Raw genomic sequence first — 15762 nt, 5'->3', positions numbered from 1 at the left:
GCGGTGCGGCGGTCCGACTTGTCCCGCGATCAAGGGCGAAGCCCTTGCCAGGCGACGGTGATATCGGGCCCGGCCCAATCGCGGGACAAGCCCGCTCCCACCAGGCCTGCGCTGTTTTCAGTGACACCGCCGTACCTGTGGGAGCTGGCTTGCCAGCGATAGGACCGGGGCAAGCAACTCAAGACAGTTGGCTCCCACCGGTACTTCGCCAACCACACTCTGGGAGCGACCTTATGCCCCGATGACGTGTCCTGGACGACATCCGGTGAGTCGTACCTACCAGTCTCACCCACGACAAGGATCGCCCATGTCTCCCCCCCATTACAGCGCCCTGCTCCTGCTCGGCCTCGGCTACCTCCTGGCCTTGGCCTACGGCAGCCTTGGCCTGGCCAGCCTGCCCACCTTCATCGCCCTGCTCGGTGCCTACCTGCTGGCCCGTCGCCCGGTACGTTGGCAACAGGTTCTTGGCCATGCCTCCTTCATCGTCCTGGCCATCGCCCTCGCCCTGCACGGGCTACCCGGTTTCCACGGCGCCAAGGTGATCGACAAAGCGGTCTTCAGCACCGGCGCCCTGCCCTTTTCCATGTACCTGAACCTGGACAAACCCCTGATCGGCTTCTGGCTGCTGCTGGCCTGCCCCTGGGTCCTGGCCTGGCGCGGTCGAACCTGGGCCCCGAGCTTGGCAATGACTTTTCCCGCCATCGTGCTCGTCTGCCTGGGCGGTGCCTGGGCTGCAGGGCTGGTGGCCTGGGCACCGAAATGGCCGGACCAGGCCTGGATCTGGCTGCTGAACAACCTGCTACTGGTAAGCCTGACGGAAGAACTACTGTTTCGAGGTTACCTCCAGGGCGGCCTGCAACGACTGTTCGGCCATGCCAACCTGGCCCTGCTTGCCAGCGCGCTGTTGTTCGGCCTGGCGCATCTGGGCGGCGGCTGGCAGTGGTTCTGCCTGGCCAGCCTAGCCGGCATCGGCTATGGCCTTGCCTATCGCCATGGCGGGCTGGTCGCCGCGGTGCTGTGTCACTTCGGCCTGAACCTGGCGCATTTCGCGGGCTTCACTTATCCAATGCTATCGCCCTACGCAATCCATTAAATAAACACTCAATAAAAGTCCGGGCATGCCGATACCAATCCAAAGCCTTGCGGATTGAGCCCCATGCGTAACAACCAGCCCATTACCCAGAGAGAACGGACATTTCCTGCCGAGCAGCGGTTGATTTCCACCACCAACGCCAAGGGCGTGATCACCTACTGCAACGATGCCTTCATCGACATCAGTGGCTTTTCCCGAGAGGAGCTCACGGGCGCGCCCCATAACCTGGTGCGCCATCCCGATGTGCCATCGGCTGTGTTCGCTCACATGTGGCAGACCCTCAAGCAGGGCCTGCCCTGGATGGGCATCGTCAAGAACCGCTGCAAATCCGGCGACCATTATTGGGTCAATGCCTATGTCACGCCGGTGTTCGAAAAGAACCAGGTGGTCGGCTACGAGTCGGTGCGGGTCAAGCCCACGGCCGAGCAAATCCGCCGGGCCGAGGCGCTGTACCAGCGCATCAACCAAGGCAAGCCAGCGATCCCGCGCCGCGACAAATGGCTGCCGGTGCTGCAGGATTGGCTGCCGTTCATCCTGATCAGCCAGATCGGCTTTTCCATCGGCAACTGGCTTGGCCATTCCTGGGGCTTCGCCCTGGCCGCAGGCCTGTCCGTGCCGCTGGGCCTGCTTGGCCTAGGCTGGCAGCAGCGCGGCCTCAAGCGCCTGCTGCGCTTGGCCGAGCAGACCACCTCCGACCCGTTGATCGCGCAGATGTACACCGACAGCCGCGGCGTCCAGGCACGCCTGGAAATGGCCATGCTCAGCCAGGATGCGCGCATGAAGACCTGCCTGACGCGCCTGCAGGACAGCGCCGAACAGCTCAGCGACCAGGCTCGCCAGTCCGATGCCCTGGCGCACCAGAGCTCCACCGGGCTCGAGCGCCAACGCGTGGAAACCGAGCAGGTGGCCGCTGCGGTCAACCAGATGGCCGCCACCACCCAAGAGGTGGCCAACCACGTACAACGCACCGCCGACGCCACCCAGCAAGCCAACCGCCTGACCAGCCAGGGCCGTCAGATCGCCGGGGAAACCCGTGAAGCCATCGAGCGCCTGTCGGTTGCCGTTGGCGAAACCGGGCAGACCGTGACCCAACTGGCCAAGGACAGCGACGAGATCGGTGGCGTGGTGGATGTGATCAAAGGCATCGCCGACCAGACCAACCTGTTGGCCCTGAACGCAGCCATCGAAGCCGCCCGGGCGGGCGAAATGGGCCGTGGCTTCGCGGTAGTGGCCGACGAGGTTCGTCAGCTTGCCCAGCGTACCGCCGAGTCCACCGGGCAGATCCACGGCCTGATCGCCAAGCTGCAACAGACGGCCAGCAATGCAGTGCAAACCATGGAGAATGGCCATCGCCAGGCCCAGGAAGGTGTGGAACGGGTCATGGAAGCCGACCAGGCATTGGTGGGGATCAGCGAAGCCGTGGCCAACATCACCGACATGGCCACCCAGATCGCCGCCGCGACCGAAGAGCAGACTGCCGTGGCCGACGAGATCAGCCGCAACATCAGCACCATCGCCGACCTGGCCGACCAGACGGCCGAACAGGCGCAACGTTCGGCATTGTTGAGCGAGGAACTGACCAGCACGGCCGGCAGCCAGTATTCGCTGGTGGAGCGGTTCAACCGCTGAGGCCTGTCCTGAAGCGGGGCTGCTTCGCAGCCCATCGCCGGCAAGCCGGCTCCCACCTACCCTGCGCTGCTCAGAGATACCGTCTTACCTGAAGGATCACCCAGCGCCCCCTGTGGGAGCGGGCTCGCCCGCGATCAAGGGCGAAGCCCTTGCCAGGCGACGGTGTTATCGGCCCCGGCCTAACCGCGGGGCAAGCCCCACAGGACCTGAAAAGTCAAGCCATACGGCCCACCCACCCCAAGCCGTCGATCACCAGTCAAGTGCCAGCCGGCTCTCGAAATAACGCACCTGCCCGGTGAACGGGTCTTCGAACCGCAAGCTCTGCGCCAACAGCTTCAAGGGACGCCGGTAGTCGTCCTCTTCGTTCGCCAGCTGCGGATAGAACGGGTCGTTGCAGATCCCGGCGCCCAGGGACGCCATGTGGACCCGCAACTGGTGCGTCTTGCCGGTCACCGGCGACAGGCCGTAGCGCCACAGCTCGCCGTTCTTCTCCAACACCTCGGCCCACGTTTCGCTGTTTGCCACCCCTTCCACTTCGTGCATGCGAAAGAAGGGCTCGCCATGTACCAGGCGACTGCGATGCACCAACGGGAACGCCCGCTCCGGCAGCGCCGCAGCAATGGCCTGGTAGCGTTTGTCGATACGTCGCTCGGGAAAAAGCCGCTGGTAAGCGCCTCGGCTCTGCGGGTTCGCCGAGAACAGCACCAGCCCCGCGGTGTGGCGGTCGATTCGATGCAACGGCACGAGGTGGGGGTTGTCCAGACGACGGATCAGGCGGCGCAGCAAGGTCTGCTCGACATATTCACCCGTGGGGGTGACGGGCAGAAAATGCGGTTTGTCGGCCACCACCAGATGCTCATCGACGTGCAGGATGGCCTCTTGTACGGGTATCGGCCTTTCGTTGGGCACTTCGCGAAAATAATGCAGACGCATGCCCTGGCGATAGGGCAGGTCAGCAGGGATCGCCCGCCCTTCGGCGTCCAGTACCCGCCCACGGGCGAAACGGTCGAGCCACTGCTCGCGACCGATGCCCTTGAAATGATCGCTCAAACAATCGAGCACGGTCGCCCAACGGCCAGGGGGCAGGCATACGGTACTGGCTTGCTGGCGGGCGGGGTCGAAAGTTGCGGTCATGGCAAGGCTCGGGCATTCAAAGGCGGGCATTATCCGTCATGCCCGCCGGCTCAACCAGCCTGGCCGGTCAACTCGCTGTGCTCCTTCAACCAGCGCAACACCTGCACGGCCTCCCAGCGGCCCGGATCGAAGAGGGCATAGACCAGCCCTTGGTACCCCACCACATCCAGCGGGCGGTGATAGCCGGCGCGCTGGAACAGCGCCTCGATTTCGGCGAAACAGGTGTTGAAGTGGACCTTGCCGAACGGGGTGCGGTCGTCGGTCACCAGGCCTTCGAGCCGCAGCTCCAGCACGGCTTCGCTCACACGCGAAGGCGGCATGCGATTGACGCTGTATTTCAATTGCTCGACATTGAGCATGTGGCATTCCCAATACTGTATTTATATACAGCATACGGATGCCGCCACACCTGCGTCAATCGCCTCAATGCAGCCCCGGAAGGTAACCCATGCCTCGTCGAGCGGTCAGCACCTCCCGTCGCGGCGCCTGTACCGCCACGGCAAGATGGACCCAACTGTCATATTCCAGGATCAATTGGTCGAACACCAGGTCGCTGGCGAGGATGCGCTGAACCACCTCCCGAGGCTCTATCTCCACCACAGTGAAATCGGCGGCCAGCCCGGAAAGATGGGCACTGTTGCGAGCGCCGCCCACCCGCTGGTTGACGGCCTGGCTGCGAAACCCACTGCTAATGAGAACAGGGGCTCGACACAGCTCACGCACGCCCTCCAAGGCCTGGCACAACAGGTCAAGATTGGCCAAGGCCTGCGGGCCCGGTTTGTTGTCCAGCCCTTCGCGCGCGGCGATTTGCGAAACGGTCATTTCTGCGAGAGTGAAATGGGGGGTAATGAACATCACGTTACTCCAGGGTTCGGATCGGCCCCGAATTTTCGATCCATGCCCTGTTGGATGCAGGAGGGAGATGACTCCTACCCGAGCATTTCTTACCCCAAGAACGCCACGACCTGCTCGGCATCGAACGGCCAACCCAGTTCAGCCCCCGTGTCGCAACGTCGCAACACCGGGATGCTCAACCCATAGCGCTCGAACAAGGCCTCGCTGTCGGCAATGTCGACCAGTTCGACCAGCAGGCCATGTTCGACAAAAGGCATCAGCACGCCCTCGGCGACTTCGCACAAGTGGCACCCAAGGGTGCCGAACAATTGGCATTCAGGCAGCATGACCAAGCCTCGGGTCTATGGAGGGGGATACCTATTCTAGGTCCATCCCCTGCCCTGCGCACCTGACGAGCATCAATCCTGGCTAGTGGCCCCGATACGATGTAGCGACAGGTCAGCGCCCTGGAATTCCTGCTCATGGCTCAAGCGCAGCCCATGCACTGCCTTGATCGATCCGTACACGGCGAAGCCGCCCACCAACGCCACGAGTACGCCTGCCAGGCTGCCAAGCACTTGGCTGACGAGGCTGACACCTCCCATTCCGCCCAGTACCGATTGCCCGAAGACACCGCAGGCAATGCCGCCCCAGACACCACAGAGCCCATGTAGCGGCCAGACACCCAGCACATCATCGATCTTCCAGCGGTTCTGCGCGGCGGTGAAGCACCAGACGAACAAGGCCCCGGCTATCAGGCCGGTCACCAAGGCACCGATGGGATGCATCAGGTCGGAGCCTGCACAAATGGCTACCAACCCTGCCAACGGGCCGTTATGCAGGAAACCTGGGTCGTTGCGCCCGGCCACCAGGGCGGCCAGCGTTCCGCCGACCATGGCCATCAGCGAATTGATCGCCACCAGGCCACTGATGCCCTGCAAGGTCTGGGCGCTCATGACGTTGAAGCCGAACCAGCCGATGATCAGGATCCACGAACCCAGCGCCAGGAACGGAATGCTCGACGGCGCGAACGCCACCAGCCGCCCGTCGCGGTAGCGTCCGCGGCGCGCGCCCAGCAGCAATACCGCCGCCAACGCCAGCCAGCCGCCCATGGCATGCACCACCACCGACCCTGCGAAGTCATGGAACGGGGCGCCAAAACGCGCCTGCAGCCACGCTTGCAGGCCGAAGTTGCCATTCCACACCACGCCTTCGAAGAAGGGGTAGACCAATGCCACGATCAGGGCTGTGGCGCACAGCTGCGGCGCGAAACGGGCGCGTTCGGCGATGCCGCCGGAAATGATCGCCGGGATCGCCGCGGCGAAGGTCAGCAGGAAGAAGCACTTGACCAATGCATAGCCATGGTCGGTGGCGAGCTCGGCAGCCGGCTGGAGGAAACTCACACCATAGGCCACCCAGTAGCCGACGAAGAAATACACCAGGGCCGAAATGGCGAAGTCGCTGAGAATCTTCGACAAGGCATTGACCTGGTTCTTGTGACGCACCGTGCCCACCTCGAGGAAGGCGAAGCCTGCATGCATGGCCAGCACCAGGATGGCACCCATGAGGATGAACAGGGTATTGGAGCCATGAACGAGGGAGTCCATAGCGCTGTGCGTGTTTTCCATGAGTAGGCAGACCTGAAAAAGCACCAGGACAGTTCAAGAGCCCGCATCCGTGCACCGGTTCGGTGCCAGCCCCCTGCCCTGTTTCGGTGAGCCGGGCGGGAGCTGCGTGGTTTTTTCTTGGGTTTGTCGTGGATTGGGTTAAGGTTTATCGGTATCGGTCAGCCAGGTGCACGCATTCGACGCACGCCCTGATGACCATGCCCCAGGTAATAGCAAGGGCCATACCAGCAACTGCACTGAACCTTCCGCTTCGCCCATCACTCGAAATAGCCACACACTTTCACAGGGAGAAATCGCATGGCCAACAAACCGGCAAAGACTGCTCAAGAGCTATTGATGGATGACTTCCAGGCCCTGGTGCGTGACACCGAGAAATTGCTCGCCGACACAGCCAACCTGGCCGGCGACCAGGCCGATGCACTTCGCGAACAGCTGCATGAGCGCCTGACCCAGGCCCGAGAATCCCTGCACTCGACCCAGGATTCGGTCCGCGAACGTGGCCAGGCAGCCCTAGGCAGTGCCGAGCAATACGTCCAGGAAAACCCTTGGCAAGCCATCGGCATTGCCGCCGGGGTCGGCTTGCTGATCGGCCTGCTGGCCAATCGACGTTAAGGAGTGCCCATGGACAACGACGCCCCAGGCGCCAGCGCTTCCGGCAAGCGCCTCGGCGCGGCCCTGCTCGGCCTGCTGCACAGCCATATCGAACTGTTCGGCATCGAACTGCAGGAACAGAAAGCCCGAACCCTCAGCCTGCTGTTGTTCGCGGGCCTTGCCCTGGTGTTCGGTCTGCTGCTGCTGACGGCGCTGTCCGGCCTGGTGCTGGTGCTGTTGTGGGACAGCTATCGCCTGGCCGGCATCGTTGGCTTGTGCGTGTTCTATGGCATCGCTGCGCTGTATTGCGGGTTGCGCCTGAAAGCTGCCGTGTTCGACGAATCGTCACCCTTCAGCGCCACCCTCGAAGAACTTGCCAAGGACCGGGAGCGCCTGTTGCCATGAGCCTGCCCGAACTGCCCAATACCCGAAACCCCAGGGAGCTACGCAAGGCGCTGCTGCGCCTGCGCCTGGAAATGCACCGTCAGGAGATCCGCCACGAATCGGCGCAACTGCTCGAGCCCGTCCGCCGCCTGCGCGGCATGGGCGATTCGTTGCACGGCGGCCTGGGCATCAAGCACGCGCCTCTGTGGGGCCTGGGCGCGGTGGTCGCCCTGGGCTTTCTCACGGGTAAAGGCGTACGCAGCGGCAACCTCAGCCGCCTGCTGCGCCTGGGTACCAGCCTGGTGCCATTGGTCCGCCTGTTCCTGCACGGCAGCCGACGCCCCTGACCCCTCGTGCCCGCCGCTTGCGCGGGCACGCTCGACACGGGAAGCTATGGCCTCCACCTGATGGGAGATCGAGCCTTGGACTGGCATACCCTGCTGACCCGCGAACGCCTGGGCAAAGCCCTGTACAGCCCCGAGGAACTGGGGCGTAGCCCCTTCCACAAGGACCATGATCGCATCATCTTCTCCGGTGCCTTCCGCCGCCTGGGACGCAAGACCCAAGTACACCCGGTCTCCAGCAACGACCATATCCATACCCGCCTGACTCACTCCCTGGAAGTCAGTTGCGTCGGCCGCTCGCTGGGCATGCGCGTCGGCGAGACCCTGCGCGATAGCCTGCCCGCCTGGTGCGAGCCCAGCGACCTGGGGATGATCATCCAGTCCGCCTGCCTGGCCCATGACATTGGCAACCCGCCATTCGGGCATTCCGGCGAAGACGCCATCCGCCATTGGTTCCAACAGGCAGCCGGGCGCGGCTGGCTGGACGACATGAGCGACGACCAGCGGGCCGACTTCCTTAATTTCGAAGGCAACGCCCAAGGCTTTCGCGTCCTCACCCAACTGGAATACCACCAGTTCGACGGCGGGACCCGATTGACCTACGCCACCCTGGGTACCTATGTGAAATACCCTTGGAGTGCCCGCCACGCCGACGCCCTGGGCTACAAGAAGCACAAGTTCGGCTGCTACCAGAGCGAACTGCCACTGCTCGAACAGATTGCCCGCAAGCTTGGCCTGCCGCAGCTCGAGCAGCAGCGCTGGGCACGGCATCCATTGGTGTACCTGATGGAAGCGGCCGACGATATCTGCTACGCATTGATCGACCTGGAAGATGGCCTGGAGATGGAGTTGTTGCAGTACGCCGAAGTCGAGGCCTTGCTGCTTGATCTGGTGGGCGACGACCTTCCCGAAACCTACCGCCAGCTCGGGCCGGCGGACTCGAAGCGACGCAAACTGGCGATCCTGCGTGGCAAGGCCATCGAACACCTGACCAATGCCGCCGCCCAGGCCTTCGTCGAGCAGCAACAAGCCCTGCTTGCCGGCCACCTGGCCGGGGACCTGGTGGAGCACATGCATGGCCCAGCCAAGCGCTGCGTCCTGCAGGCCAAGGACATGGCACGCAAGAAAATCTTCCAGGACAAGCGCAAGACCCTGCATGAAATAGGCGCCTACACCACCCTTGAGATCCTCCTCAACGCGTTCTGTGGGGCTGCGCTGGAACAGCATGGTGGGCGCACGCCGTCGTTCAAGAGCCGACGTGTGCTGGACCTGATCGGCAACCATGCCCCTGACCCTCATGGCTCGCTACACAATGCGTTCCTGCGCATGATCGACTTCATTGCCGGCATGACTGATAGTTATGCCAGCGAAATGGCCAGTGAAATGACCGGACGCTCCAGCCCTGCATAAGGGCGGGAGCCAACCCACACTCAATCGACGTCATTGAAGGAAATATCTTAACAACCACCCTTTCAATTAAACATCTCTTTATATTTACAAATAAAAAGTAACCAAATCTTGGTCTGACACCCACCTAAACACGCTGAATGCGTAGCGCGGGTAGCTTTTTACTGTAAGCCTTTTCCCATATCGTAATTACAGCCTTTCATCGCGTATTCCTCATCTAGCAACTGAGCTAAGGTATCCGCTGTTTCCGACACCTACGCATGGAAGTTGAATATGCACTCTGTATATATTGTCGACGATCACCCCGTAATTCGCCTGGCAGTTCGAATGCTGCTGGAAAACCAGGATTACAAGATTGTCGGCGAGTCGGACAATGGCGTGGACGCCATGCAGATGATCCGCGAAACACGCCCCGACTTGGTAATCCTGGATATCGCCATTCCAAAGCTGGACGGCCTGGAAGTGCTTTCCCGCTTCCAAAGCATGGCGTTACCCTTGAAGGTTCTAGTTCTGACCGCCCAGTCACCTGCGCTTTTCGCCATCCGTTGCATGCAGTCAGGCGCTGCGGGGTATGTCGGAAAACAAGAAGATCTTAGCGAGCTGCTAAGTGCAATCAAAGCGGTCCTGTCTGGTTACAATTATTTCCCAAGCCAGGCGGTTAATGGCAGCCTTGCCGAATCCAACACTGAAATACGACTTTTCCGACAAGTCAATGACAGAGAGCTTATGGTACTGCAACTATTCGCACAGGGAAGAAGCAATAAGGATATCGCCAAAGGGATGTTTCTCAGCAACAAGACCGTCAGCACCTACAAAAAACGGCTCATGCAAAAACTTCAGGTCCAGACATTGGTCGACCTGATCGATGTCGCCAAGCGCAACGCCTTGGTTTGAGGTGCGGCATGGGGCGGTACCTGGCCATTTATCTAGCTTTGCTCATGATGTGCGGCGCGGCCGTTGCCGAACCGGCGCCCCCCAAGATGCTGAACCTGCTTACGCGTTCGAACCTCAAGCCGATCCCTCCGGCGCTGAACGACGCTCAACGTCAGTGGCTGGAAAAAAAGCGGGTATTGGTGGTCGGGACGTCCTTTCCGGACTATCCGCCCTTTGACATCACCACGGGAGGGCGAGACTACCAAGGACTCACCGCCGAGTATGCAGGGTTGATCGGCAGTGCCTTGGGGCTGCCAGTGCAGGTGCTGGGTTTCGACAGTCGCCAGGCAGCGATCGACGCACTCACCCAAGGCCAGATCGACCTGCTCGGCAGCGCCAACGGCTACGAGGCCAGTGCCGGGCTCGCCCTTTCCCGGCCCTATGCCGTCGACCAACCGGTGCTGGTGACCCGCGAACAGGAAGGCCGCGTGCTGGATGACCAGCTCGAAGGCCTGCGTTTGAGCATGCTCTATCACTATCTGTCGCCAAAGAACGTATTGCGAACCTACCCAAAGGCCGAACTGCTCGCCTTCCAATCCTCGACCTTGGCGCTCAATGCCGTCGCCTTTGGCCAGGCCGATGTGTTCATCGGCGATACCATTTCCACCCACTACCAACTCAACCGGGGCCACATGCCCCCCCTGCGCATGGCCAGCTTCGGCAAGCACGAGGCCATCGGCTTCAGCTTCGCCCTGCGTCGCCAGGACACCCAGCTCAAGGCGCTGGTCGACGCGACCCTCGACAACCAGCCCAACGCCATGAAGGCCAGCATCTTCAAACGCTGGGGTGCCGGCAGCGACTTGCTTCTGAGCGATCGCAAGCTGCAGCTTTCGCCTAACGAGGAGCAGTGGTTGCGAGAGCATCCGGTCATGCGTGTGGCCATCAACGAAACGGCCGCCCCCATTTCCTACTTCGATGGCAACGGTCATTTCCGCGGCATTGCCGCCGACTTGCTCGAACTCGTCCGCCTGCGCACGGGCCTGCGCTTCGAAATCGAACGGGCCAGCGGCATTCGGGATATGCTGGCCCGGCTCAAGGATGGTCGAGCCGATGTCATCGCAGCCATTTCCAGCGATGAAAAACATGACACTGCACTGCACATCAGCCGACCGTACCTGGAAAGCGCCTATGTACTGGTCACCCGTGCAGGCAGTGACCAGGCATCATCGCTCGAACAACTGCAGAACAGGCAGGTCGCGATCATGCGCGACAGCAACATCGCCGAACTGCTCTCGGCACGCTATCCGCAGATCGGCCGGATCGAGACCGACAGTCCGTTCTTTTCCATGGCCCTGCTCGGCAGCGGCGAGGTGGATGCGGCCATCACCACATTGATCGACGCCAACCACGCGTTGGCCGACAACCCGGACCTGGTGATCCGCAGTACGATCGGCAGCGAGCCGGCCACCTTCGCGATGGCCACCAACCGCCAACCCCAGGCGCTCGCGTCGATACTCGACAAAGCCCTGCAGAGCATCTCCCCGGAAGAGCTGGGTGTGATCGACAACCGCTGGCGGGGCTATCGGTTGCATGACGACGCACCTTGGCAGGCGTTTCGCCGCGAGGCCCTGCAGTTCCTGCTGGCCATAGGTTTGCTGCTGTTGCTGGCCTTGCTCTGGAATGCGCACCTGCGCCGGCAGATCAAACACCGCCAACGTGTGGAACGCGCGCTCAACGACCAGCTGGAATTCATGGGCGCCCTGCTCAACGGCACGCCCCACCCCATGTATGTACGTGACCGCGAAGGGCGCTTGCAGAGTTGCAACGCCAGCTACCTGGAGGCTGTCGAAGCGCAGGCCGAGGACTTGATCGGCAAACGCCTGGACGAAAGCCTGGGCAATGAACGTGAATACACCCGGCAGATAGAAGCCGACTACCGGCAGGTCATGGCCGCAGGCACCCCCCTGATACTCGATCGCGCTTTCCACATCGGCGGTCAGCATCTGACGCTCTATCACTGGATCCTGCCCTATCGTGATTCGCTGGGCGAGGTCCAGGGCATCATTGGCGGTTGGATCGACATCAGCGAGCGCCGCAAGCTGATTCAGGAACTGCGCCTGGCCAAGCAGCAGGCCGATGACGCGAATCGTGCCAAAAGCACCTTCCTGGCGACCATCAGCCATGAAATCCGCACCCCCATGAATGCGGTCATCGGCATGCTGGAGTTGGCCGTACGGCGCGCCGACAAAGGGCAGTTGGACCGACCGGCATTGGAGGTCGCCTATCATTCGGCCAAGGACCTGTTGGGGCTGATCGGGGATATCCTGGATTTCGTTCGCATCGAATCCGGGCATCTCTACCTTGCGCCCGAGCCGGTCGACCCCAGTACCCTGGTCGAATCGGTGGCCCGGGTATTCGACGGACTGGCGCGCCAGAAGGGCCTCACCCTGCAGGTGGTGATCGCAGCGGATGCACGCTGCCATGCCCTGCTCGACCCACTGCGCTTCAAACAGGTCGTTTCGAACCTGGTGAGCAATGCCATAAAGTTCACCCAGGACGGCCAGGTGTGCGTCAGCCTCGCCCTCAGCGATGGCGGCTCGGACACACCGACCCTGGACCTGCAAGTGCGTGATACCGGTATCGGTATCCATGAAGATGACCTGCAGCAATTGTTCAACCCCTTCGTTCAGGCCAACCCTCACAGCGAAGGCGCGCGCGCGGGCACCGGCCTGGGCCTTGCGATCAGCCGCAGTCTTTGCGAAATGATGGGAGGCAGCCTGACGATCAAGAGCCTTCCGGGAGTGGGTACCCAGGTGCGCTTGGTCATGCCGCTGCAATGTGTCGCCGCGCCGATGGAAGCGACGCCCCTGATACCTGAGGTCGAAGCGCCCGTGGCGCGCCTGAACGTGCTCGTGATCGACGATCATCCAGCCAACCTGCTGCTGATGGAGCAACAACTGGGCTTCCTGGGGCTATGCCTGAACAGTGCGCGTGATGGCCATGAAGGCTTGGAGAAATGGCGAACGGGTGGTTTCGACCTGGTGATCCTGGACTGCAACATGCCGCGCATGAGCGGCTACCAGGTGGCCGAAGCGATTCGAGCGCAGGAACACCGGTTTGGTTGGCCACGTTGCGTGATCTTGGGCTATACCGCCAATGCCCAACCGGAAGTGCGTCAGAAGTGCCTGGACGTCGGCATGGACGATTGCCTGCTCAAACCCATCAGCTTGCACATGTTGAACCAACGCCTCGCCGCCATCGTCCCCGCTTGGCAGGGTATACCTGCAAAACCGCGACCCAAGCACTTCGAACCCGCAGGCTTGGCCACCATCGCCGGAGACGATCCCGCCAACCATGAACGGCTACTCAAAGCCCTGCAGCAAAGCTTGCAACAGGACCTGGCCACGTTGATGGCCATCGACCCAGGCCTCGATCCACACATGCTCGCCACCCAGGCACACCATATCCTCGGCGTGGCGAGGATGCTCGAAGCCAGGGCCTTGATAAAGGCGTGCGAGGCGCTGGAGGGTCAGCCATTGGCCCTGTCGCAACGCAAGCTGCGAAGGCAGGCCTTGGCACGGCATATGCGCCGTGTCGAGAAAGCCCTGGCCAGGCATCTGCAGGATCTGGCCAGGGCTCGCTGAAGCGGCGCGCCGAGCGGCGGCCGCGCAGATGGATCAGGAAGCCGAGGTATTGATCGGCTTGTCCGGATACCAGGCGTCCAGCAGCGGGCTGAGTTCGATCTTGGTCAGCTCGCTGCGGCCCTTGAGCCAGGCTTCGACAATGGCGCGCTGCTCTTCGCTGACCGAGCCACGCTTGGCCAGGCAGACCAGGCCGAAATCATCGCCGCCAACATAATCCAGGCCATTGGCATCCATGGCTTCGGCGAGGAAGGCATCGAGGAAGGCATCGATGGCTTCGTCGGACAGGTCTTCCTTGAATTCCAGGTTCAGTTCGAAACCCAGCTCCTGGAATTCGTCCACGCAGAGCTTCTTGCGCAGGCGACGGGAACGGTTGGTGGCCATGAAACAATCCTCTTGAGTATTAACGCGCGGCACTTTACCAGTTTCCGCGCCAAAGCGGCGCTTTTCCGTCGAACATGGCCCATGGGCGGTGCGCTTGGGGCATAATGCGCACAGTATTTTGTCCTGGGGCCATCATCTATACAGCCCCGTTGTCTTTTCCCTCGTGCGCAGGGTTGAAATCACACATGATCAAAACGCTTCGTCCCCTGATTCTTGCCGGCCTGTTCCTGCCATTCGCCATGACCAGCCAGGCTGCCACGGTCAATACCACCCTCTCGCCCAAGGTGCAGCAGGCGCTGAAGGCCAACAAGCTGGAAAATTCGGCCCTGTCTCTGGTGATGCTGCCCCTTGACGGTCCAGGCACGCCGACCGTGTTCAATGCCGATGTCTCGGTCAACCCGGCCTCGACCATGAAACTGGTCACTACCTACGCGGCGCTGGAACTGCTCGGCCCGACCTTCCAGTGGAAAACCGAGTTCTATACCGACGGTACCCTGAGCAATGGTGTACTCAACGGCAACCTGTACCTCAAAGGGGGCGGCGACCCGAAGCTGAACATGGAAAAGCTCTGGTTGCTGATGCGCGACCTGCGTGCCAACGGCGTGCGCACCATTACCGGTGACCTGGTGCTGGACCGCAGTCACTTCGTCCAGCCCAACCTGCCGCAGTTCAATGACGACGGCGGCGACATGAACAAGCCGTTCCTGGTACGCCCGGATTCGTTGCTGGTCAACCTCAAGGCCCTGCGTTTCGTGGCCCGCAACGACGGCGGCAAGGTGACGGTGGCCGTCGAACCGCCGCTGGCCAACATCCGTATCGACAACCAGGTCAAGGCCGTGGCATCCAAGCGCTGCACGGGCGATGTACGTTACAACCCAGTGACCCAGGCCGATGGTGTAAGCGTGGTTGTCAGCGGCCAGCTCGGTGATGGCTGCAACTCCCAGACCTACCTGTCGCTGCTCGACCATCCGACCTACGCCGCCGGCGCCGTACGTGCGATCTGGAACGAGCTGGGCGGAAGCATCCAAGGCCGCGACCGCATCGAGAACGTGCCCAAGAGCGCACGCCTGCTGGCCCGGGCGTTCTCACCGGACCTAGTGGAGGTGATCCGCGACATCAACAAGTACAGCAACAACACCATGGCCCAGCAGCTGTTCCTGAGCCTGGGTGCACAGTTCCGCACCGATGCCGACGGGGATGACGCACGTGCCGCCCAGCGTGTGGTGCGCCAGTGGTTGGCGAAGAAGGGCATCACCGCGCCGCACCTGGTCATGGAGAATGGCTCCGGGCTGTCCCGTGCCGAGCGGGTCAGCACCCGTGAAATGGCGGCGCTGTTGCAGGCGGCCTGGAAGAGCCCTTACGCGGCAGAATTCATAAGCTCCATGCCCCTGGTGGGCATGGACGGGACCATGCGCAAGCGACTCAAGCGCACGGCCCTGAGTGGCGAAGGCCATATCAAGACCGGAACGCTCAATACCGTCCGGGCGATCGCCGGCTTCAGCCGCGACAGCAATGGGCATACCTGGGCGGTGGCAGCGATCTTGAACGACCCCAAGCCTTGGGGGGCTTCGCAGGTTCTGGACCAGGTATTGCTGGACCTTTATCGCCAGCCCAAGGTGGGGGCAGGGACGATAGGCGTCGTGCCTTGATCGTTCTGGGCTAGGCCTGTAGCGCCTGAATCCCGGCCCCATCGCCGGCAAGCCGGCTCCCACATGGCCTGTGGGAGATCACCCAGCCCTCCCGGGCCGCGTTGCCGCGCAGAGAACAAGCGGCTAGCGCCGCCCCTCCCTGTGGGAGCCGGCTTGCCGGCGATGGGCTGC

At 62.1% G+C, this 15762-nt stretch carries 15 protein-coding genes; 9 read left to right on the top strand and 6 right to left on the bottom strand.

The window, feature by feature from the left end:
• Positions 1 to 307 precede the first annotated feature (307 nt).
• Positions 308 to 1093: a CPBP family intramembrane glutamic endopeptidase gene (locus ACNFG0_RS08720; protein ID WP_196145470.1), complete on the top strand. Its 786-nt coding sequence runs from the start codon at positions 308 to 310 to the stop codon at positions 1091 to 1093.
• Between the two features lie 63 nt (positions 1094 to 1156).
• A complete protein-coding gene (locus tag ACNFG0_RS08715) occupies positions 1157 to 2722 on the top strand; it encodes a methyl-accepting chemotaxis protein (protein ID WP_196154677.1) in 1566 nt (521 codons plus the stop codon).
• A 249-nt stretch (positions 2723 to 2971) separates the two neighbouring features.
• On the opposite strand, the gene ACNFG0_RS08710 is transcribed toward ACNFG0_RS08715, so the two are convergent.
• The 5 genes from ACNFG0_RS08710 to ACNFG0_RS08690 form a co-directional block, all read right to left on the bottom strand.
• Positions 2972 to 3856, bottom strand: coding sequence for a pseudouridine synthase (locus ACNFG0_RS08710; protein ID WP_416764471.1), 885 nt, complete (start codon positions 3854 to 3856; stop codon positions 2972 to 2974).
• 50 nt (positions 3857 to 3906) lie between these two features.
• Positions 3907 to 4215 (bottom strand): transcriptional regulator, encoded by a 309-nt coding sequence (locus ACNFG0_RS08705; protein ID WP_196145467.1) that lies wholly within the window; start codon positions 4213 to 4215, stop codon positions 3907 to 3909.
• A gap of 64 nt (positions 4216 to 4279) precedes the next feature.
• On the bottom strand, positions 4280 to 4711 hold the full coding sequence (locus ACNFG0_RS08700) for a D-Ala-D-Ala carboxypeptidase family metallohydrolase (RefSeq protein ID WP_416764470.1): 432 nt from the start codon (positions 4709 to 4711) through the stop codon (positions 4280 to 4282).
• Between the two features lie 89 nt (positions 4712 to 4800).
• Positions 4801 to 5037, bottom strand: a complete 237-nt coding sequence (locus tag ACNFG0_RS08695) for a glutaredoxin family protein (RefSeq protein ID WP_196145465.1) — start codon at positions 5035 to 5037, stop codon at positions 4801 to 4803.
• A gap of 72 nt (positions 5038 to 5109) precedes the next feature.
• A complete protein-coding gene (locus ACNFG0_RS08690; protein ID WP_196145464.1) occupies positions 5110 to 6318 on the bottom strand; it encodes an ammonium transporter in 1209 nt (402 codons plus the stop codon).
• A 297-nt stretch (positions 6319 to 6615) separates the two neighbouring features.
• Here ACNFG0_RS08690 and ACNFG0_RS08685 point away from each other — a divergent pair, with 297 nt between their 5' ends.
• The 6 genes from ACNFG0_RS08685 to ACNFG0_RS08660 all read left to right on the top strand — a co-directional run bounded on the left by ACNFG0_RS08685 (position 6616) and on the right by ACNFG0_RS08660 (position 13561).
• On the top strand, positions 6616 to 6930 hold the full coding sequence (locus ACNFG0_RS08685; protein ID WP_196145463.1) for a DUF883 family protein: 315 nt from the start codon (positions 6616 to 6618) through the stop codon (positions 6928 to 6930).
• 9 nt (positions 6931 to 6939) lie between these two features.
• Positions 6940 to 7314: a phage holin family protein gene (locus ACNFG0_RS08680; protein ID WP_196145462.1), complete on the top strand. Its 375-nt coding sequence runs from the start codon at positions 6940 to 6942 to the stop codon at positions 7312 to 7314.
• Positions 7311 to 7640 carry a hypothetical protein gene (locus ACNFG0_RS08675; protein ID WP_196166012.1) on the top strand — a complete coding sequence of 110 codons (330 nt, stop codon included), beginning with the start codon at positions 7311 to 7313 and terminating at the stop codon, positions 7638 to 7640. Before ACNFG0_RS08680 ends, ACNFG0_RS08675 begins: the two co-directional genes overlap by 4 nt.
• A gap of 75 nt (positions 7641 to 7715) precedes the next feature.
• Positions 7716 to 9047 (top strand): deoxyguanosinetriphosphate triphosphohydrolase, encoded by a 1332-nt coding sequence (locus ACNFG0_RS08670; RefSeq protein ID WP_196145460.1) that lies wholly within the window; start codon positions 7716 to 7718, stop codon positions 9045 to 9047.
• Between the two features lie 270 nt (positions 9048 to 9317).
• Positions 9318 to 9938, top strand: a complete 621-nt coding sequence (locus ACNFG0_RS08665; protein ID WP_196145459.1) for a response regulator transcription factor — start codon at positions 9318 to 9320, stop codon at positions 9936 to 9938.
• Positions 9939 to 9946: 8 nt separating this feature from the next.
• Positions 9947 to 13561: a transporter substrate-binding domain-containing protein gene (locus tag ACNFG0_RS08660; protein ID WP_416764469.1), complete on the top strand. Its 3615-nt coding sequence runs from the start codon at positions 9947 to 9949 to the stop codon at positions 13559 to 13561.
• Positions 13562 to 13594: 33 nt separating this feature from the next.
• Here the strand turns inward: ACNFG0_RS08660 and ACNFG0_RS08655 are convergent, their stop codons facing one another.
• Positions 13595 to 13942, bottom strand: coding sequence for a YggL family protein (locus ACNFG0_RS08655; protein ID WP_196145457.1), 348 nt, complete (start codon positions 13940 to 13942; stop codon positions 13595 to 13597).
• Between the two features lie 185 nt (positions 13943 to 14127).
• Here ACNFG0_RS08655 and dacB point away from each other — a divergent pair, with 185 nt between their 5' ends.
• On the top strand, positions 14128 to 15591 hold the full coding sequence (dacB, locus tag ACNFG0_RS08650) for a D-alanyl-D-alanine carboxypeptidase/D-alanyl-D-alanine-endopeptidase (protein ID WP_196145456.1): 1464 nt from the start codon (positions 14128 to 14130) through the stop codon (positions 15589 to 15591).
• Positions 15592 to 15762: the final 171 nt, after the last annotated feature.

Origin of the sequence: Pseudomonas sp. NY15372, from assembly GCF_048068215.1 — a bacterium.
Taxonomy (GTDB): Bacteria; Pseudomonadota; Gammaproteobacteria; order Pseudomonadales; family Pseudomonadaceae; genus Aquipseudomonas; species Aquipseudomonas guariconensis_A.
The sequence above is the reverse complement of the archived record's forward strand: the minus strand, read 5'-3'. Positions and strand labels throughout refer to the sequence as shown.

What these genes read in the sequence shown, in the direction of transcription:
- ACNFG0_RS08720 (WP_196145470.1), top strand. Translation starts at nt 308, where the DNA reads ATGTCTCCCCCCCATTACAGCGCCCTGCTCCTGCTCGGCCTCGGCTAC.
- ACNFG0_RS08715 (WP_196154677.1), top strand. Translation starts at nt 1,157, where the DNA reads ATGCGTAACAACCAGCCCATTACCCAGAGAGAACGGACATTTCCTGCC.
- ACNFG0_RS08710 (WP_416764471.1), bottom strand. Translation starts at nt 3,856, where the DNA reads ATGACCGCAACTTTCGACCCCGCCCGCCAGCAAGCCAGTACCGTATGC.
- ACNFG0_RS08705 (WP_196145467.1), bottom strand. Translation starts at nt 4,215, where the DNA reads ATGCTCAATGTCGAGCAATTGAAATACAGCGTCAATCGCATGCCGCCT.
- ACNFG0_RS08700 (WP_416764470.1), bottom strand. Translation starts at nt 4,711, where the DNA reads ATGTTCATTACCCCCCATTTCACTCTCGCAGAAATGACCGTTTCGCAA.
- ACNFG0_RS08695 (WP_196145465.1), bottom strand. Translation starts at nt 5,037, where the DNA reads ATGCTGCCTGAATGCCAATTGTTCGGCACCCTTGGGTGCCACTTGTGC.
- ACNFG0_RS08690 (WP_196145464.1), bottom strand. Translation starts at nt 6,318, where the DNA reads ATGGAAAACACGCACAGCGCTATGGACTCCCTCGTTCATGGCTCCAAT.
- ACNFG0_RS08685 (WP_196145463.1), top strand. Translation starts at nt 6,616, where the DNA reads ATGGCCAACAAACCGGCAAAGACTGCTCAAGAGCTATTGATGGATGAC.
- ACNFG0_RS08680 (WP_196145462.1), top strand. Translation starts at nt 6,940, where the DNA reads ATGGACAACGACGCCCCAGGCGCCAGCGCTTCCGGCAAGCGCCTCGGC.
- ACNFG0_RS08675 (WP_196166012.1), top strand. Translation starts at nt 7,311, where the DNA reads ATGAGCCTGCCCGAACTGCCCAATACCCGAAACCCCAGGGAGCTACGC.
- ACNFG0_RS08665 (WP_196145459.1), top strand. Translation starts at nt 9,318, where the DNA reads ATGCACTCTGTATATATTGTCGACGATCACCCCGTAATTCGCCTGGCA.
- ACNFG0_RS08660 (WP_416764469.1), top strand. Translation starts at nt 9,947, where the DNA reads ATGGGGCGGTACCTGGCCATTTATCTAGCTTTGCTCATGATGTGCGGC.
- ACNFG0_RS08655 (WP_196145457.1), bottom strand. Translation starts at nt 13,942, where the DNA reads ATGGCCACCAACCGTTCCCGTCGCCTGCGCAAGAAGCTCTGCGTGGAC.
- dacB (WP_196145456.1), top strand. Translation starts at nt 14,128, where the DNA reads ATGATCAAAACGCTTCGTCCCCTGATTCTTGCCGGCCTGTTCCTGCCA.